Genomic DNA, 17,440 nt, shown 5'->3' on the forward strand with positions numbered 1-17,440 from the left:
TCAGGCCGGGCTGACCGGGTTCGGCAGGACGGGTCAGGTCGGGCTGACCGGGTTCGGCAGGGCGCCGCCGAAACGACGGTCCCGCTGGGCGTACAACTCGCACGCGTACCAGAGGTGACGCCTGTCGAAGTCGGGCCAGAGGGTGTCCAGGTAGACCATCTCGGCGTAGGCCGACTGCCAGAGCAGGAAGTTCGACGTGCGCTGCTCGCCGGAGGGCCGCAGGAACATGTCCACCTCGGGGATCTCCGGGTGGTACAGGTATTTCGCGATGGTCTTCTCGTTGACCTTGTCGGCCTTGAGCTTGCCGGCTGCCACGTCCCGGGCGATGGCCGCGGCCGCGTCGGCGATCTCCGCCTGGCCGCCGTAGTTGACGCAGAACTGCAGGGTGAGCGTCTTGTTGCCGCGGCTCATCTCCTCGGCGGTCTGCAGCTCGGAGATGACGCTCTTCCACAGCCGCCCGGCCCGGCCGGACCAGACCACCCGCACCCCGAGGTCGACGAGCTGGTCCCGGCGGCGGCGGATGACGTCCCGGTTGAAGCCCATCAGGAAGCGCACCTCCTCCGGCGACCGCTTCCAGTTCTCGGTGGAGAACGCGTAGGCCGACAGGTAGGGGATGCCCAGCTCGATGGCGCCCTCGATGGTGTCGAAGAGCGAGAACTCGCCCTGCTCGTGCCCCTTGGTGCGGGACAGGCCGCGCTCCTTGGCCCAGCGGCCGTTGCCGTCCATGACGACGGCGATGTGCTTCGGCAGCGCGGCGGCCGGCAGCTTGGGCGGCCGGGCACCGGAGACGTGCGGAGTGGGCGGACGCGGGCTCACGAGTTCAACTCCCGTCGATCGACTAGCGGAAGCGAGCGTAGTGCCCGCTCCATGTGCCATTGCAGGTGGGCGGCGACCAGTCCGCTGCACTCCCGGCGCGTCGAGGGCGCCGAGGAGTCCGCGACGGTCCAGTCGCCGGTGGTCAGGGCGACCATCAGGCCGAGGGTGTCCGGGCTGGGATGCGCGGCGCCGGGTGGGCGGCAGTCCGGGCAGACCGAGCCCCCTGCCGGTACGGAGAACGCACCGTGCCGTCCCGTGGTGCCGCACACGGCGCACTCGGTGATCGCCGGCGCCCAGCCCGCGACGGCCATCGCCCGCAACAGGTAGGCGTCGAGCACCAGGGTGCCGGCGTGCTCCCCCACCGCGAGCGCTTTGAGGGCGCCGAGGGTGAGCTGGAACAGCCGCAGCGAGGGCTCCCGCTCGACCGGGGTGAGCCGCTCGGCGGTCTCGCAGATGGCGCTGGCCGCGGTGTATCGCGGGTAGTCGGTGAGCAGGTTCTTCCCGAACAGGGTGACCGCCTCGACCTGGCTGACCGAGTGCAGCGAGCTGCCCACCCCCTCGGGGGAGCCGGCCAGCTGGAGGTCGATGTGCCCGAACGGCTCGAGCCGGGCCCCGAACCGGGAGCCGGTGCGGCGGACGCCCCGGGCGACGGCGCGCAACCGGCCGTGCCGGCGGGTCAGCAGGGTGACGATGCGGTCGCTCTCGCCGAGTTTCTGGGCGCGCAGGACCACCGCGTCGTCGCGGTAGAGCTGTCTGCGGTATCCGGCGGGCACCCCGCCATTCTGCCCCGTGCCTACGACAAACCCTGACCCGGATCTCAGGGTCGTCTCGGGGACCGGTCCGGTGTTGCCGGGGAAGGTCCCGGAATAGCGTCGGGGCATGACCCGAAGAGTTGCCCTGATCCTCGCCGCCGTCTCGGTGGGCGCCGTGGCCGGCTGTGACGGCGTGGTGGGTGCCCGGATGACCTTCAACGACGTCGAGAAGACCAAGATCACTGAGATCGTGGTGTCCGGCCGCACCGGCAACGTCATGGTCGACGCCGCGCCCGGCGCGACCGAGACGACGATCCGCCGGATCGTCCGGGGCGGCACCTCCCCCGACGTCACCTACCAGGTGTCCGCCGGGGTGCTGACGCTGGCCACCGACTGCGGCAACGCCTGTGATCTCACCTACGAGATCACCACCCCGCCCGGGGTCGGCGTCCGCGGCGAGCTGAACTCCGGCTTCGTGCAGCTGACCGCGGTGGGCTCGGTCGACCTGACCGTGAAGTCCGGCGACGTGCTGGTGCAGGAGGCGACCGGCCCGGTCAAGCTGCGGGCCAACTCGGGCGACATGGAGGTGATCGGTGGCGGCGCGGTCGACGTGGAGACCCGCTCCGGCGAGATCAACGTGACCGATGCCGCCGGGCCGGTGACCACCAAGCTGACCTCCGGCGACATCCGGCTCACCCTGGCCAGGCCGACCTCGGTGACCGCCTCGGCGACCAGCGGCGACATCGATCTGGTCGTCCCGGAGGGCGATTACCGGGTGGCCACCCACACCGGGTCGGGCGAGGCGAGGGTGGAGGACGTCAAGAACGACCCGAAGGCCACCAACGTCCTGGACCTGCGCACCCGCCAGGGCGACGTGCGGATCAGCGCCGCTTAGAGCCCGGAGCCACGGCCGCCACGGGGGTGGCCGAGGATGCGGTGTCAGCAGGTGCCGGAAAGACGGGTGCCGGGGAGACGGCGGGGGCCGGCGGAAGGGCGGGTGCCGGGGAGACCGGCACCGGGATCCGGCGGCCGGGCAGCAGCACCGGCCGGCGCCCGGCCGCGATGTCCTCGATCCAGCCGAACAGCGCGATCATCGCCCCGACCCCGAGGAAGACCACGGTGAGTCGCCAGGTGATCCCCACCCAGCCGGTGAGCGGCAGCGCGTGCCGCTCGGCGAACTGGGTCACCGTGATCACCACCGGCACGTGCCACAGGTAGATCGTGAGGGCCCGCGCGTTCAGCACGGTGAGCACCCGGCTCTCGCGCACCTCCGGCGGGCGCACCCAGCCGAGCACGATCAGGATGAAGGCGGCCGACCAGAGGGCGTTGCCGAGCGGGATGTCGTTCAGGTCGTACCCGCGTGGGCTGGGGTGGGTGACGGTCCACAGCACCGCGGGGACGGCGAGCGCCACCGCGAGGCCCAGCAGCCGCGTGCGCCCGAGTCGTTCCAGGTGCCCGTCGTGGTGCGCGAAACCGAGCATCCAGGCCCCGCCGTAGAGCACCAGGCCGTGCACGACGGGCGGGATGGTGAGGCCGGCCAGGGTGACGACGGTCAGCGCCACGTACGGCGCCAGGAGTGTCGGGATCGGGAAGCGCCGGTAGAGCGGCAGCACGATCGGGGTGAGCAGCACCATCCACAGGAAGTCCCGCAGGTACCAGGCGTGCCCGAGCCCCTGGATCCACCAGCCGGACGCCACCGGGGTGTCGATCGGGAAACCCCACAGCAGCAGTGCCGGGTTCCACGTCGACGTGCCGGTGGCGAGCATGGTGGTGACCGCGATCAGGGCGATCATCCACAGTGACGGCAGCAGGCGGCGGAGCCGTCGCTCCACCGCCCACACTCCGAACCGGTCCAGCGAAGCCGCCATCAGTGACCCGCCGAGCGCGAACATCACCGACATCGCTGGAAAAACGACGGTGAAGGCCGCCCAACCGGTCACGTGATACGTGACCACCCGGACGGTCGCGACGGCCCGAAGCAGGTCCAGGTACCGGTTTCGCATGGCCCAAGGTGTTACCCGGCTAACACCAACCTGTGCAAACTATGGTGAAGAACACCATAGTCGGGGAATGTCCACGTTTCGATCTAGAAACCGAGCTTACGAAGCTGCTTAGGATCCCGCTGCCACTCCTTGGCGACGCGAACGTGCAGGTCAAGGTAGATCCGCCGGCCGAGGAGCTGTTCGATCTCAGCGCGAGCCTTCGATCCGACGTCCTTGAGACGCGCGCCCTTGGTGCCGATCACGATCGACTTCTGACTGTCCCGCTCGACGTAGAGATCGGCGAAGATCTTGGTGACCTTCCCCTCGACCAGCATCTCCTCGACGATCACCGCGATCGAGTGGGGAAGCTCGTCGCGAACCCCCTCCAGCGCGGCCTCCCGGATCAGCTCGCCGATCAGCACCTGCTCCGGCTCGTCGGTCAGCACGTCGTCCGGGTAGAGCTGCGGCGACTCCGGCAGGTGGCGGATCAGCACATCGATCAGGTTGTCCACCTGATGCCCGGAGACCGCACTCACCGGGATGATCTCGGCGAAGTCGTAGAGTTCGGACACCGCCAGCAGCCGCTGCGCCAGCGTGGCCGGGTCGACCAGGTCCACCTTGGTGACCACCGCGACGACCTTGGCCTTCAGCTCGCTGATCTCGGTGGAGATGAAGCGGTCGCCGCGCCCGATCGGCTCGTCGGCCGGGAAGCAGACACCGATCACGTCGGTCTCGCTCCACACCTCGCGGACCAGGTCGTTGAGCCGCTCGCCGAGCAGCGTCCGGGGGCGGTGCAGACCCGGCGTGTCGACCAGCACCAGCTGCGAGTCCGGGCGGTGCAGGATGCCCCGGATCACGTGCCTGGTGGTCTGCGGCTTGTTCGAGGTGATCGCGATCTTCTGACCGATGATGGCGTTGGTCAGGGTCGACTTGCCGGCATTCGGCCGCCCGACGAAACAGGCGAAACCGGCGCGATAGACGTCGTCCTTCGGGGCGATCGGGCGCGCGGCGCGATGCCGGTGCTTCTTGCGTTCAAAACCCTTGCCGCCGGTACGGCCCTCGCCGTCCGCCGTGGGCTCTGCCGCGGCGGACCGGGGGTCGACGTAGGGGGCCTCCGCGGCTTTCGCGGCAGCGGCCTGTGCCCGGCCGGCGCCGAACCTGGCCGCGCCCCGCCGGACGTGCACCGGCTTGGCGTCACCGGTCATGGTGACTTCGATCTTGGCGGGCGCCCCCTTGGCCGGAGCGCCCTTGGCCGAACCGGTCCGCGCGGCACTGCTCCGGCCCGCGCCGCTCCGGCCCGCATCGCTCTTGGCCGCGCCACGAGCCGAGCCGCTCTCGATGGAACCGGTCCGGGTCGAGCCGGTCCGGCCCGGGTCACCCGAGGTGGAACCCGTCCGGGCAGCGCCGCCCGAGGTGGAACCGGTGCGGGAGGACGTGCCCCGGCCGCCGGTGGACCCGGCTCCGGACGTACCGCCGGATCGGGAAGTGGAACCACCGGAACCACCCGCGGACCCGCCACGCCGGCGCCCACCCTGACCGGCGGCGTTCTGCTCGGCCTCTTTCCGGGCCGCACGCCGCTCCTGCCGCCGGATCTCGTTCCGCTCACCGGCGGTGAGGCGACGCTCGTCAGCGGCGGGACGGCGCTCACCCGCGGCCGGACGGCGGTCACCGGTGGTGGGACGGCGCTCACCAGAGGTGGGACGACGGTCACCGGAGGCCGGACGACGGTCCTGGGACTGGCCGGCCATCAGGCGACCGTGCCGGTCAGCGTGCCGGACGGGCCGGCCAGGTGGATCGGTGCGGCCGGACCGAGGTCACGGACCGCGGCGAGACCGGACTCCTCCAGCGCGGGCGCCTCGGTGACGACCGCGGCCGCCTCGATCGCGGTGGCCCCGGCGGAGGCGGCCTGGGCCACCGCCGCCTGCAACGCGCTCAGGGTCAGGTGCGGCAGGGTGACCGACGCGGCCGCGTAGGTGCGCCCGTCCTGATCCCGGACCGCCGCCCCCTCGGCCGCGCCCACCCGGGTGCGGGAGTGGCGCGCGAGGGTCACCAGCTTGGTGTCCTCGGCGCTCAACTGTTCTTCGGCAACGGTCTGGTCAGGCATCGGCGGGTTGTCTTTCCTCGTTCTCAGCGTTGTTCTCGTCAAATTCCCCGGCGGGTTCGGCCCGAACCCGGCGCACCAGCACCGAGTCGATCCGGTTGCGCCGGCCGGTGGTGCCTTCGGCGGTCAGGTGCAGGCCTTCCACCTCGGCCTGGGCGCCCGGGATGGGCACCCGGCCCAGTGTCTGCGCGAGCAGGCCACCGACGGTCTCGACCTCGTCGGCCGGCAGTTCGACACCGAAGACGGTGCCGAGGTCCTCGATCGGCAGCCGTGCGGTGACCCGCACCGCCCCGTCCTCCAGGTGCTCGATCGGCGGGCGCTCGACATCGTACTCGTCGGTGATCTCGCCGACGATCTCCTCGAGGATGTCCTCGATGGTGACCAGGCCGGCGGTGCCGCCGTACTCGTCGACGACGATGACCAGGTGGTTGCGGGCGGCCTGCATCTCGGAGAGCAGGTCGTCGACAGGTTTCGACTCCGGCACGAAGTTGGCCGGGCGCATCGCGTCGGCGACCGCCTGCGAGGTGGCGGCCGGATCCCCGTTCTGCGTGCGCCGGATCACGTCCTTGAGGTAGAGCACCCCGAGCACGTCGTCGACACTCTCCCCGATCACCGGGATCCGGGAGAACCCGGACCGCAGGAAGAGGAAGAGCGCCTGTTGGAGCGTCTTGGGAGCCTCGATCCACACCATTTCGGTACGCGGGACCATCACCTCGCGGGCGATGGTGTCCCCCAGCCCGAACACCGAGTGGATCATCTCGCGTTCGCCGTGCTCGACCACGCCGCGCTGCTCCGCCAGGTCGACCAGCTCACGCAGCTCGACCTGGCTGCCGAACGGCCCCTCCGGGAACCCCTTGCCCGGGGTCACCGCGTTGCCGATCAGGATCAGCAGCTTGGCGAGCGGGTTCAGCACCTTGCCCAGCCAGCGCACCAGCGGGGCGGTCGCCCGGCCCACCGCGTACGCGTGCTGCCGCCCGAGGGTCCGTGGCGCGACCCCCACCACCACGAAGCTGACCAGCGTCATCGCGCCGGCCGACACCAGGGCGGCCTGCCAGCCGACTCCCCAGGTGTCCACCGCGACGAGCGCCACCAGCGTGGTCGCGGTCAGCTCGCAGAGCAGGCGCAACAGCAGCAGCAGGTTGACGTAGCGGACGACGTCGGAGGCCACGGCGGCGAGCGCGCCGGCGCCCCGCCGCCCTTCCCGGTCCAGCTCGCTGGCACGGGCGTGGGAGACGGTCGCCAGCGCGGCGTCCGTCATCGAGGCCAGGCCGGCGAGGAGCACCAGCACGACCGCGATAATGATCAGTTGCAGATCCGGTAGGCCGGCCGAGGCGGGGTCCATGATCAGTCGGCTTTGCGGCCGGCCCGCCAGCTCTGCAGCAGCTTGTTCTGCAGAGCGAACATCTCCCGCTCCTCCTCCGGCTCGGCATGGTCGTAGCCGAGCAGGTGAAGAGCGCCGTGCACGGTGAGCAGGTGCAGCTCGTCGGCGGTCGAGTGCCCGACGGCCGCGGCCTGTTTGGCGGCCACCTCCGGCGAGAGCACGATGTCGCCGAGCAGCGCCGGCTCACCCGTCCCGGACTCGCCGGGACCGTGGTCGACACTCCCCTCGTCCATCGGGAAGGCGAGCACGTCGGTGGGGCCGTCGCCGTCCATCCACCGGTGGTTCAGCTCGGCCATGTAGTCGATGTCGATGAGAAGGATCGACAGCTCGGCGAGCGGGTTGACCCCCATCTCGTCCAGGGCGTGCCGGGCGACCGCGAGAATCGCGTCGGTGTCGACCTCGACTCCCGACTCGTTGGCGATCTCGATGGACATAGTGGTGCGATTACCCCTTGTTACTCAGCGCCGGCGGCTCGGCGCCCGGCCACCGCTGGCGGCCCGGCCCGGCACGGCGTGGACGGATTGTGCTGCCTGTTGTTCCACCGCGGCGTCGAACCGCGCGTAGGCGTCGACGATCTCGGCGACCAGTCGGTGCCGCACCACGTCGGAGCTGGACAGCTCCGAGAAGTGCACGTCCTCGACGTCGCGCAGGATCTCCCGCACGATCTTGAGGCCACTGGTCGTCCCGCCGGGCAGGTCGACCTGGGTCACGTCACCGGTCACCACGATCTTCGCCCCGAACCCGAGCCGGGTCAGGAACATCTTCATCTGCTCGGGCGTGGTGTTCTGAGCCTCGTCCAGGATGATGAAGGCGTCGTTCAGCGTACGGCCACGCATGTACGCCAGCGGCGCGACCTCGATGGTCCCGGCGGCCATCAGCCTCGGGATCGTCTCCGGGTCGAGCATGTCGTGCAGCGCGTCGTAGAGCGGGCGCAGATAAGGATCGATCTTCTCGGTCAGGCTGCCCGGGAGGAACCCGAGCCGCTCGCCCGCCTCGACCGCCGGCCGGGTCAGGATGATCCGGCTGATCTGCTTGGCCTGCAGCGCCTGCACGGCCTTGGCCATCGCGAGATACGTCTTACCGGTACCGGCGGGGCCGATGCCGAAGACGATGGTGTTCTCGTCGATGGCGTCGACGTAACGCTTCTGCCCCAGCGTCTTGGGCCGGATGGTCTTGCCGCGGCGGGACAGGATGTTGAGGGTGAGGACTTCGGCCGGACGCTCGGAGGTGTTCTCCTCGAGCATCCGGAGGGTGCGGCGCACGGCGTCGACGGTGAGCGTCTCGCCCTTCTCGATCAGCTCGATGAGCTCGGAGAAGAGACGCTCGGCGGTCGCGTTCTCCGCCGGGTCGCCGGTGATGGTGATCTCGTTGCCGCGGACGTGGACGTCGCTGTCGAGATTGCGCTCGATGAGCCGGAGGATCTCGTCCTTGGCGCCGAGCAGGTTCACCATGATCTTCGGATCGTTCACCGAGATCTTGGTCTGCGCCCGCACCGGGCTGGTCGAGCCAGTGCTGGATTCGTTCGGCGTACCGGTCATAGGGTGGCCCGGCGGGCCTCCGCCACCTGCTCTCTTCTTCTGCGCCACCCGGATCGGGCGGCTCGCTCGAGGATCGTGCCATCCTATCCGCTCGGCCGCCCGGACGCCGATGCCATTATCGCCAGGACCCTATTCGGGACCGTCGGACGCCCACCCGCCGTCGAAAGCCTCCTGGCGCCGGGTGAACCGGTACGTCGCCCAGTGCATCCGGGTGACCGCCCCGGTGTCGTCCCGGGTGAGGCGCAGCAACTCGCCGACCTCCCGCCCGGACGCCGTCCGGAGCACGTCCGGCTGCCCGTCCAGCGGCTCGAAGACAGCGGGTGGGCGGCTCGCCGGCGCGTCCACCGCCCGGGCCTGGAGCTGCCCGTCGTGCCAGGCGAAGACGAACTCGGTGCCCTCGCCCCACCATCGGCCCAGGACCGAGCGGAAGGCGGCGGGCGCCGGTGGGGCGGGCCGCCACGTCCGGATCTCGGCCGGGTCCAGGTCGACGGCGAGTCGCAGCAGCTCGTGGACCAGGTCGTTGATCTCACCGGCGGTGCCGGAGGAGCCGAGCACCGCGCAGCCGAGCGCGCCCGGGTTGCCGTCGCCGCCGCGCCGGCCGTAGACACCGGCCAGGAAACCGGGCATCGCCCCGTCGTGGCCGACGTGCGTGATCCGTTTGCCCTCCGGGGCGAGGATCAGGCCGAGCCCGAACCCGGCCGCCCACAGGGTCTCGTCGGTGGTGGTCAGCGGCCAGCGCATCTCGTCGACGGTCGCGGCGGCGAGCACCTTCGCGTCCGGGTCGACGATCTCCGGGCTGGTCAGGAAGGCGGCCCACGTCGCCATGTCCCCGGCGGTGCTCCAGAGCTGGGCGGCCGGGCCGACCCCGGCCAGGTCGACGGGCGGTTCCGGGCGGGCCGCGTCGGAATAGGTGTCGACCAGGTAGCCGACGACCGCCTCGGGCGGGGCCGGGACGGTGGTCCGGGTCAGCCCGAGCGGCGCCAGGATCCGGTCGGCGAGGATCTCCGCCCAGGTGCCGCCGCGCAGCTCGGCGACCAGGTGACCGAGGACGGCCGGGCCGAGGTTGGAGTAGTGGTAGCGGCGGGCGTTGGGCAGCACCCGCTCGGCCCGGTCCAGTTCGGCGAGCAGCCGCCCGGTGTCCGGGGCGAGCAGGGTGTCCCAGACGTCGCCGTGCGGTTCGCGCTGGAACCCGGCGGTGTGCGACAGCAGCCGCCGGATCGTGGCGTCGCCGTGCGCTGGTACGTCCAGGTACGCCGAGATCGGCTGGTCCAGGTCGAGCAGCCCGTCGTCGCGGGCCTGCATGACGAGCACCGCGGTGAACGTCTTGGTGACCGAGCCGATCCGGAACCGGCTGTGTACCCCGAGCGGGTGATCCGGGTTGCCGGAGGCGCCGACGGTGCAGACCCACGGCTCGCGGTCGGCGCGGTGCAGCGCGACCGAGATCGCCGGAACCCGCCCGTCCGCCTGAGCCCTCCGAACCGCTCGTTCAAATTGTGGCCCGGGGGTGCTCATGCCGGCGCCTCCGCTTCGCTCCAGCGCCGGCATGATTCATCAACTGAGCTGCATGATTCGCTCGCCAGCTCGCTCATGGTCGGGCCAGCATCGGGCCGAGCGGGGCGCCGCCGACCACGTGCGCGTGCACGTGGAAGACCTCCTGGCCGCCGTGCGCGCCGGTGTTGAAGATGACCCGGAAACCACCGGTCAGCCCCTCCAGCTCGGCGACCTTCGCGGCGGTGGCCAGCACGTCGGCGGCCACGGCCGGGTCTCCGGCGAGCTCGGTCACATCCGCGTGGTGGGCGACCGGGACGACCAGGACGTGCGAGGGGGCTTTCGGGTCGATGTCCCGGAAGGCGACGGTGGTGCCGGTGCGGTGCACGACCGTCGCGGGGATCTCGCCGGCCACGATGCGGCAGAACAGGCAGGAGGTTTCCACCCCATGGATCTTATGGTCCGGGGTGGGTGAAGATGGTCGCCGGATCCTCGTACACGACAAGTGGGAGCGCTCTCTTGACCGATCTCGACGATCTCCTCGGGCAACTCAGCCTGGAGGAGAAGGTGTCCCTGCTCACCGGCCAGGACTTCTGGTCGCTGCCGGCCGTCCCCCGGATCGGGCTGGGCGCACTGGTCATGTCGGACGGGCCGGTCGGTGTCCGGGGCACCGGGTACACCCCCGACGACCCCTCGATCGCCCTGCCCAGCCCCACCGCGCTCGCCGCCACCTGGGACGTCGCGCTGGCCCGCCGGGCCGGCCGGCTGCTCGGCCAGGAGTCCCGCCGCAAGGGGGTGCACCTGCTGCTCGGCCCCACGGTGAACCTGCACCGCACCCCGCTCGGTGGCCGGCACTTCGAGTGCTACTCGGAGGATCCGCTGCTCACCGGCGAGATCGCGGTCGGCTTCGTGCACGGCGTGCAGGAGCACAACGTCGGCACCACGGTGAAGCACCTGGTCGGCAACGACTTCGAGACCGAGCGGATGACCGTGGACGTACGGATCCCGGAGCGCGCGCTGCGGGAGATGTACCTCGCGCCGTTCGAGCGGGTGGCCGACGCCGGCGGCTGGGGCGTGATGAGCTCCTACAACGCGGTCAACGGCACGTCGATGGCGGCGAACGGGCGGATCCAGGACGAGATCCTGAAACGCGAGTGGGGCTTCGACGGGGTGGTGGTCTCCGACTGGCGGGCCGCCCGGGACACGGTGGCGTCCGCGCTCGGCGGGCTGGACGTGGCGATGCCCGCGATGGACAACCCGTGGGGGCCGGCCCTGGTCGAGGCGGTGCGGTCCGGCGCCGTCCCCGAAGAGGTCGTCGACGACAAGGTGCGCCGGGTGCTGCTGCTGGCCGCCCGTACCGGCGCGCTGGAAGGGTTCGATCTGGCCGGCGTGCCGCTGGACGAGAACGGCGACGACGTCGCGCGGGACGTGGCGACCGGGTCGTTCGTGCTGGCCCGCAACGTCGACGGGGCGCTGCCGCTGGAAGCCGGGGAGCTGACCCGGGTCGCGGTGATCGGCGCGCTGGCCACCGACGCGCGGGTGCTCGGCGGCGGCAGCGCCCAGGTCACCCCGCCGCACGTGATCTCGCCGCTGGACGGCCTGCGGGCCGACCTGCCGGGGGTCGACGTGGCGTACGCGATCGGCGCCGACCCGCGCCCGTTCCTGCCCGCCGCGGCCGGCCCGGACTGGGCGCCGTTCCGGTTCGCGATCGCCGAGCACGAGTTCCCGGTCACGACGGCCGGCATCCGCTGGATCGGCGACCCGCCCGGCGGTCTGGACGTGGCAGGGATCACCGAGCTGGAGCTGCGCACCGAGATCACCCCGGCGGCCGGTGGCGAGCACGTCCTGGCGGTCTCCGGGTTCGGCGCGTTCGAGTTGACCGTCGGCGCCGAGAAGCTCTACCAGGGCTCGCTGCACCCGCCCGGCACCGGCCGCGCCGACCTGCTGCTGCACCCGCGCGAGGTCCGGTTCCCGGTGACCCTGGAGGCCGGTGTCCCGGTGCCGGTGGTGCTGCGGCAGACCTTCGAAGCCGGCGCCGCGCACTCGGTCTCCACCACGCTCGGTCACCGGGCGCCGGGCCCGGACGAGGAGGGACTGATCGCCGAGGCGGTCGAGCTGGCCGCGAACTCGGACGTCGCGGTGATCGTCGTCGGCACCACCGAGCAGGTCGAGTCGGAGGGCTTCGACCGGACCTCGCTGGCGCTGCCGGGCCGGCAGGACGAGCTGGTGACCCGGGTCGCCGCCGCCAACCCGCGGACGATCGTCGTGGTCAACGCCGGTTCGCCGGTGCTGTTGCCGTGGGCCGACGAGGTGGCGGCGGTGCTGCTCACCTGGTTCCCCGGGCAGGAGGCGGGCGCCGCGCTCGCCGACGTGCTGCTCGGGGTCGCCGAGCCCGGCGGACGCCTGCCGACCACCTGGCCGCGGACCGAACAGGACTGCCCGGTGCTCGACGTGACACCCGTCGACGGCACCCTCGGTTACGACGAGGGGATCTTCATCGGTTACCGCGGGTGGTTGCGGTCGGAGGCCGAGCCGCTGTTCGCGTTCGGTTCCGGTCAGGGCTACACCGATTGGTCGTACGACCACCTCGCCTGCTCCGGATCCGAGGTCAAGGTGACGGTCACGAACACCGGCTGGCGCGCGGGCCGTGAGGTCGTGCAGATCTACCTCGCACCGGGCGCGGACTCGTACACCCCGGACCGTTCCGACGACGTGTCACCGGTGGAGCGGCCGGAACGCTGGCTGGCCGGATTCGGGATCGCCGACGCCGTGCCGGGCGAATCCGTCACGGTGACCGTTCCGCTCCCGGAGCGGGCCTTCCAGGTGTGGAACGACGGCTGGCAGACGGTCCCCGGCGCCTACACGGTGATCGCCGCCCACGCCCTGGACGACCCGCGCCGCTCCACCGAGATCCGGCGCTGACCGAACCGTTTTATATTCACGGGCATGACTTCACGTGTGCGCGGTCAGGTCTTCGGCGAGCAGGCCGAGGAATACCATCGGGTCCGCCCCGGCTACCCGGCCGGCCTCGTCAGCGATCTGCTGGCGCTGGCCGGGCCGGGGCCGGTCCTGGAGGTCGGGGCCGGCACCGGCAAGGCGACCGCCGCGTTCGCCGCCCACGACGTCGACCTCACCTGCCTGGAACCGGACGCCCGGATGGCCGCCGTGCTGCGCCGGACCGTCCCCGGAGTCCCGATCGTCGAGACCACCTTCGAGGACTGGACACCGGACCGGGCCTACGGTCTGCTGATCAGCGCCCAGGCCTGGCACTGGGTGGACCCGGCCCGCCGCACCCGGCTGGCCTTCGACGCGCTGGCGCCCGGTGGGGTGCTCGCCCCGTTCTGGAACGTCTTCCTGCTCGCCGACGAGCGCCTGCACACCGAACTGGCCGCGGTCGACAGCCGGCACGGGCTGGCCGAGATCGGTCAGGCGCCGCACGCGCTGCTGCTCAGCAGCATTCCGGCGGAACCCCGGGAGTTCGCCGCGGAATGGCCGGACATGGCCGACGTGCCGGAGGTCTTCACCGAAGCGCACACCCGGCGTTACCGGTCGGCGCGCAGCTACACCTCCGCCGCCTACCGGGACCATCTCCGGTCGATCTCGGGCTTCCGGATGCTCGACGAGGACCGCCGCGAAGCAGCGATCGACGACCTGATCGCGGTGATCGACGACCACGGCGGCACCATCGAACTCACCGTCTTCACCGACGTCGCGATCGCCCGGCGCCCGGCCTCACCAGCGGTCCAGCCGGGCGGAGAGCACTGACAGGGCGGCGACTCCGGCGGTCGAGGTGCGCAGCACCGCGTTCCCCAGCTTCACCGGGGTCGCCCCGGCCGCCCGGAAGACGTCCAGCTCGGCGTCGCTGATCCCACCCTCGGGGCCGACCACCAGCACGATCTCCCCCGACTCCGGCAGGGCCGTCGCGGTCAGCCGCTCGGTGGCCTCCTCGTGCAGCACGAACGCCGCCGCGGCCCCGGCGAGCCGGGTCGCAACCTGTTTCGTGGAGCAGTCCGGATCGCCGGAGACCACCGGCAGCCAGGAGCGGCGGGCCTGCTTGGCGGCCTCCCGGGCGGTCGACGCCCACTTGTCACGGGCCTTGAAACCGCGGTCGCCACGCCACTGGGCCACCGAACGGGACGCCGCCCAGGGCACGATCTCGTCCACGCCGACCTCGGTCATCGCCTGCACGGCCAGCTCACCCCGGTCCCCTTTGGCGATGCCCTGCACCACGGTCAGCCGCGGATCCGGCGCCGGCTCGGCGGCGGTGCTGAGCACCGCCACGTCGACACTGCCCCGGCCCACCGCGGCCACCTGGGCGTGCGCGGTGCCACCCCGCCCGTCGGCGAGGATCAGCGACTCCCCCACCCGCAGCCGCTGCACGGTGGCGGCATGATGCCCCTCCGGCCCGTCCAGCGTGAACGACAGACCGGTGGGCAGACTCTCGACCAGGAACAGCGGCGCGGACATGCCCGCACGCTAGCCCACCACTCCGGGCCGGCGCGGAACGGCCTGCAACGCGAAGTCGACGGTGGCGTGCAGGCTCGCCCGGTCGGCGCCGGCGGTGGCGTGCACGGCATTGCCCTCGCTGACCACCGTCACGTAGCGGGCCAGCGCGTCCGGGTCGGTGCCGGGCGGCAGGTCCCCCTCGGCGACCGCGGCGGCCAGCCGGGCGGCCAGGGCCCGTTCGCCGGCGAGCCGGCTCTCGGCCAGGAACCGGGCGATCCGGCCCCGGTCGCTGCCCCCGGCCAGGCCGCCCTGGATCGACAGGCACCCGGCGGGGCGGTCGGTCCTGGTCAGCGCGTCGGCGTTGGCCCGGAGGAAGGATTCGATCACGCGGTACGCGGTGGGCTGCTCGAGTGCCTCCCGGGCGTAGGCCATGTCGATCTCGGCGTAGCGGGCGACCACGCGGCGGAACAGGTCGTCCTTGTTGCCGAAGGCCGCGTACATGCTGGGGCGGCTGATCCCCATCGCCGCGGTCAGGTCGGTCAGTGAGGCGCCCTCGTAGCCCTGCCGCCAGAACACCTCGACCGCCCGGTCCAGAGCCGCCTGCGTGTCGAAGGAGCGCGGCCGGCCACGTTCCCGGGTTCCCTGCGGCATCGAGCCCTCCCGATCATTCGTGACGTAGGTCATCTTAACCGATCGGTACGGAATTCCCGGGGGCCGGGCCGGCGTTCCCGAATTCGATACCGAACGGTATGGAAATCGGGAGGACGTCATGACACAGAACCTCGGCCGGGTCGGGCTGTGGAGCACCGAACTCCGCGGCGCGCACCGCCCCCAGATCCGGGAAGCCGTCGCTGAGCTGGATGAACTCGGCTGGACGACACTCTGGCTGCCCGGGCTGGACGGTGCCGGCGCCCTCGACGACGTCGGCCATCTGCTCACCGCGGCACCCCACAGCCGGGTGGTCACCGGGGTGCTGAACATCTGGGGACAGACCCCCGCCGACCTGACCCGGCGGATCGCCGCACTGGACGCCGCCCACGGCGAGCGGACCGTCGTCGGCCTCGGCATCGGCAGCTCGGCCGGGGCCGCCGCGCACGGCCGGGAGTACGGCAGTCCGGTCGCGACGATGAGCCACTACCTGGACGGGCTGGGCGATCCCGTCCCGCCGGCCCGGCGCCTGCTCGGGGCTCTCGGGCCGCGGATGGTGGACCTCGCGGTGGCCCGGACCGCGGGCTGGCATCCGTTCCTGGTCACGCCCGGGTACGTCGCCGCCGAACGGGCCCGGGTCGGCGCCGCTGCCCTCATCGCCCCGCACCAGGCGGTCGTGCTGGAGACCGACCCGGAACGGGCCCGGGCAGCGGCCCGGGCCGGGATCGGCATGTTCCTCGGATTCCCTACCTACCAGGCCAACCTACGCCGGCTCGGCTTCACCGACGACGACCTGATCCCGGGCGGCAGCGACCGGCTGATCGACGCACTGGTCGCCCACGGCACCACCGACACCCTGGCCGCCCGCATCCGGGAGCACCTGGACGCGGGCGCCGACCACGTAGCCCTCCACGTCCTCACCGCCCCGGGATCCCCCGGCCTGCCCCGCACACAGTGGCGCGAACTGGCCGCCCTGACCCACTGACGTCCCGCCTCCCCTCGCGGCAGCGCGAGCCGGCCGGCCCCACCCACCGAGCCCTGACCTTCCGCTCGCGGTAACGCGATCCGGCCAGCCCCACCCACTGAGCCCTGACCTTCCGCTCGCGGTAACGCGAGCCGGCCGGCCCCACCCGCCGGCCCCGGCCTGGCGCCTTCCCCGTAGGCCCCGCCCTGGCCGCCCTCGGCCGCAACTCACTTCGCGGTTCACTTCGCGGTTCACTTCAAGGAGAAAAGATCATGGGACAGCTCGACGACAAGATCGCCCTCGTCACCGGCGGGACCTCCGGCATCGGCCTCGCCGCGGCCAAGGCCCTCGCTGCCGAGGGTGCGCACGTTTTCGTCACCGGACGGCGGCAGGAGACCCTGGACGCGGCCGTCGCTTCGATCGGGGAGGCCGCCACCGGCACCGCGACGAACTCCACCGGAAATGGAGCGGACGCCACCGGCACCGGGACGAAGGCCACCGGAAATGGCGCAGCCGCAAGTGGGCTCCAGTCGGTCGCTCCCGGGCGGGCGAATGTCACCGGAGGTGGAGCAGCCGTAAGCGGGCTCCAGGCGGCCGCTCCCGGGCGGCGGGCGAAGGTCACCGGGATTCGGGCCGATGTCGCTGATCTGGCTGACCTCGACCGGGTGGCCGCCATGATCGCGGAGCGGGGGCGAGGGCTGGACGTGCTCTTCGCCAACGCCGGGGGTGGGGAATTCGCCGCGCTCGGGGGCATCACCTGGGAGCACTTCGCCGATACGTTTCACACCAACGTGGGCGGCACCCTGTTCACCGTGCAGAAGGTGCTTCCGTTGCTCAACCGGGGCGCCTCGGTGATCCTGACCAGCTCCAACATCGATGTGAAGGGCGCCGCTTCGTTCAGCGTCCACGCCGCCAGCAAGGCCGCTCTGCGATCCTTCGCCCGCAGCTGGGCGGCCGAACTGACCGGGCGGGAGATCCGGGTCAACAGCATCGCGCCCGGACCGATCGAAACCCCCGGCCTGAGCGGGCTGGCACCCGACCCGGCCGCCGCCGCGCAGCTGCTCGAAGGACTGGCCTCGGGAGTGCCGATGAACCGGCTGGGCCGGCCCGAGGAGATCGCCGACGCGGTCGTCTTCCTCGCCTCGAATCGCAGCAGCTTCATGACCGGCGCCGAACTGTACGTAGACGGCGGCGCCAGCCAGGTCTGACCGATTCATCCGGCTTCTTCGGTTCTTTGGTTCCGGTTCCGGTTCCGGTTCCGGTTCCGGTTCCGGTTCCGGTTCCGGTTCCGGTTCCGGTTCCGGTTCCGGTTCCGGTTCCGGTT

Annotated in this window: 17 protein-coding genes; 5 read left to right on the top strand and 12 right to left on the bottom strand. The window is 71.8% G+C overall.

Going from position 1 to position 17,440, the window contains the following annotated elements:
• Nucleotides 1–33 precede the first annotated feature (33 nt).
• Nucleotides 34–816 (bottom strand): isoprenyl transferase, encoded by a 783-nt coding sequence (locus Aco03nite_RS45200; RefSeq protein WP_203807966.1) that lies wholly within the window; start codon nt 814–816, stop codon nt 34–36.
• Nucleotides 813–1,589: a DNA repair protein RecO gene (recO, locus tag Aco03nite_RS45205; protein ID WP_239145968.1), complete on the bottom strand. Its 777-nt coding sequence runs from the start codon at nt 1,587–1,589 to the stop codon at nt 813–815. Before recO ends, Aco03nite_RS45200 begins: the two co-directional genes overlap by 4 nt.
• A gap of 106 nt (nt 1,590–1,695) precedes the next feature.
• On the opposite strand from recO, the gene Aco03nite_RS45210 reads away from it, so the two are divergent.
• Nucleotides 1,696–2,463 (top strand): DUF4097 family beta strand repeat-containing protein, encoded by a 768-nt coding sequence (locus Aco03nite_RS45210; RefSeq protein WP_203807970.1) that lies wholly within the window; start codon nt 1,696–1,698, stop codon nt 2,461–2,463.
• On the opposite strand, the gene Aco03nite_RS45215 is transcribed toward Aco03nite_RS45210, so the two are convergent.
• The 8 genes from Aco03nite_RS45215 to Aco03nite_RS45250 all read right to left on the bottom strand — a co-directional run bounded on the left by Aco03nite_RS45215 (nt 2,450) and on the right by Aco03nite_RS45250 (nt 10,503).
• Nucleotides 2,450–3,571, bottom strand: coding sequence for an acyltransferase family protein (locus tag Aco03nite_RS45215; protein WP_203807972.1), 1,122 nt, complete (start codon nt 3,569–3,571; stop codon nt 2,450–2,452). The two genes, Aco03nite_RS45210 and Aco03nite_RS45215, sit on opposite strands and share 14 nt — an antisense overlap.
• Nucleotides 3,572–3,654: 83 nt before the next feature.
• A complete protein-coding gene (gene era / locus Aco03nite_RS45220) occupies nt 3,655–4,548 on the bottom strand; it encodes a GTPase Era (RefSeq protein ID WP_203807998.1) in 894 nt (297 codons plus the stop codon).
• A gap of 749 nt (nt 4,549–5,297) precedes the next feature.
• Nucleotides 5,298–5,654 carry a cytidine deaminase-like protein gene (locus Aco03nite_RS45225; protein WP_203807974.1) on the bottom strand — a complete coding sequence of 119 codons (357 nt, stop codon included), beginning with the start codon at nt 5,652–5,654 and terminating at the stop codon, nt 5,298–5,300.
• On the bottom strand, nt 5,647–6,993 hold the full coding sequence (locus Aco03nite_RS45230; RefSeq protein WP_203807976.1) for a hemolysin family protein: 1,347 nt from the start codon (nt 6,991–6,993) through the stop codon (nt 5,647–5,649). The genes Aco03nite_RS45225 and Aco03nite_RS45230 overlap by 8 nt, the downstream gene beginning before the upstream one ends.
• Nucleotides 6,994–6,995: 2 nt before the next feature.
• Nucleotides 6,996–7,466 carry an rRNA maturation RNase YbeY gene (gene ybeY, locus Aco03nite_RS45235; RefSeq protein ID WP_203807978.1) on the bottom strand — a complete coding sequence of 157 codons (471 nt, stop codon included), beginning with the start codon at nt 7,464–7,466 and terminating at the stop codon, nt 6,996–6,998.
• 24 nt (nt 7,467–7,490) lie between these two features.
• A complete protein-coding gene (locus Aco03nite_RS45240; RefSeq protein WP_203807980.1) occupies nt 7,491–8,570 on the bottom strand; it encodes a PhoH family protein in 1,080 nt (359 codons plus the stop codon).
• Between the two features lie 129 nt (nt 8,571–8,699).
• A complete protein-coding gene (locus tag Aco03nite_RS45245; protein WP_203807982.1) occupies nt 8,700–10,082 on the bottom strand; it encodes a serine hydrolase domain-containing protein in 1,383 nt (460 codons plus the stop codon).
• 73 nt (nt 10,083–10,155) lie between these two features.
• Complete coding sequence (locus Aco03nite_RS45250; RefSeq protein ID WP_203807984.1) at nt 10,156–10,503, bottom strand: HIT domain-containing protein; 348 nt, start codon at nt 10,501–10,503, stop codon at nt 10,156–10,158.
• A gap of 74 nt (nt 10,504–10,577) precedes the next feature.
• On the opposite strand from Aco03nite_RS45250, the gene Aco03nite_RS45255 reads away from it, so the two are divergent.
• On the top strand, nt 10,578–12,980 hold the full coding sequence (locus Aco03nite_RS45255; RefSeq protein ID WP_203807986.1) for a beta-glucosidase family protein: 2,403 nt from the start codon (nt 10,578–10,580) through the stop codon (nt 12,978–12,980).
• Nucleotides 12,981–13,004: 24 nt separating this feature from the next.
• A complete protein-coding gene (locus Aco03nite_RS45260) occupies nt 13,005–13,823 on the top strand; it encodes a class I SAM-dependent methyltransferase (RefSeq protein ID WP_203807988.1) in 819 nt (272 codons plus the stop codon).
• Here the strand turns inward: Aco03nite_RS45260 and Aco03nite_RS45265 are convergent.
• The gene (locus Aco03nite_RS45265; RefSeq protein WP_203807990.1) at nt 13,791–14,525 is read right to left on the bottom strand and encodes a 16S rRNA (uracil(1498)-N(3))-methyltransferase; all 735 of its coding nucleotides are present in this window, start codon (nt 14,523–14,525) and stop codon (nt 13,791–13,793) included. The genes Aco03nite_RS45260 and Aco03nite_RS45265 overlap by 33 nt on opposite strands.
• A gap of 9 nt (nt 14,526–14,534) precedes the next feature.
• On the bottom strand, nt 14,535–15,155 hold the full coding sequence (locus Aco03nite_RS45270) for a TetR/AcrR family transcriptional regulator (protein ID WP_203807992.1): 621 nt from the start codon (nt 15,153–15,155) through the stop codon (nt 14,535–14,537).
• 118 nt (nt 15,156–15,273) lie between these two features.
• Here Aco03nite_RS45270 and Aco03nite_RS45275 point away from each other — a divergent pair, with 118 nt between their 5' ends.
• Nucleotides 15,274–16,137: a TIGR03620 family F420-dependent LLM class oxidoreductase gene (locus Aco03nite_RS45275; protein ID WP_203807994.1), complete on the top strand. Its 864-nt coding sequence runs from the start codon at nt 15,274–15,276 to the stop codon at nt 16,135–16,137.
• Between the two features lie 251 nt (nt 16,138–16,388).
• On the top strand, nt 16,389–17,324 hold the full coding sequence (locus Aco03nite_RS45280; RefSeq protein ID WP_203807996.1) for an SDR family oxidoreductase: 936 nt from the start codon (nt 16,389–16,391) through the stop codon (nt 17,322–17,324).
• The last annotated feature ends 116 nt before the right edge of the window (nt 17,325–17,440 follow it).

This window comes from Actinoplanes couchii (assembly GCF_016862075.1).
Lineage (GTDB): Bacteria > Actinomycetota > Actinomycetes > Mycobacteriales > Micromonosporaceae > Actinoplanes > Actinoplanes couchii.

Bases quoted from the DNA above. Each gene is read 5' to 3' on its own strand.
- Aco03nite_RS45210 (WP_203807970.1), top strand. From the start codon at position 1,696: ATGACCCGAAGAGTTGCCCTGATCCTCGCCGCCGTCTCGGTGGGCGCC.
- Aco03nite_RS45215 (WP_203807972.1), bottom strand. From the start codon at position 3,571: ATGCGAAACCGGTACCTGGACCTGCTTCGGGCCGTCGCGACCGTCCGG.
- Aco03nite_RS45225 (WP_203807974.1), bottom strand. From the start codon at position 5,654: ATGCCTGACCAGACCGTTGCCGAAGAACAGTTGAGCGCCGAGGACACC.
- Aco03nite_RS45230 (WP_203807976.1), bottom strand. From the start codon at position 6,993: ATGGACCCCGCCTCGGCCGGCCTACCGGATCTGCAACTGATCATTATC.
- ybeY (WP_203807978.1), bottom strand. From the start codon at position 7,466: ATGTCCATCGAGATCGCCAACGAGTCGGGAGTCGAGGTCGACACCGAC.
- Aco03nite_RS45240 (WP_203807980.1), bottom strand. From the start codon at position 8,570: ATGACCGGTACGCCGAACGAATCCAGCACTGGCTCGACCAGCCCGGTG.
- Aco03nite_RS45245 (WP_203807982.1), bottom strand. From the start codon at position 10,082: ATGAGCACCCCCGGGCCACAATTTGAACGAGCGGTTCGGAGGGCTCAG.
- Aco03nite_RS45260 (WP_203807988.1), top strand. From the start codon at position 13,005: ATGACTTCACGTGTGCGCGGTCAGGTCTTCGGCGAGCAGGCCGAGGAA.
- Aco03nite_RS45265 (WP_203807990.1), bottom strand. From the start codon at position 14,525: ATGTCCGCGCCGCTGTTCCTGGTCGAGAGTCTGCCCACCGGTCTGTCG.
- Aco03nite_RS45270 (WP_203807992.1), bottom strand. From the start codon at position 15,155: ATGCCGCAGGGAACCCGGGAACGTGGCCGGCCGCGCTCCTTCGACACG.
- Aco03nite_RS45275 (WP_203807994.1), top strand. From the start codon at position 15,274: ATGACACAGAACCTCGGCCGGGTCGGGCTGTGGAGCACCGAACTCCGC.
- Aco03nite_RS45280 (WP_203807996.1), top strand. From the start codon at position 16,389: ATGGGACAGCTCGACGACAAGATCGCCCTCGTCACCGGCGGGACCTCC.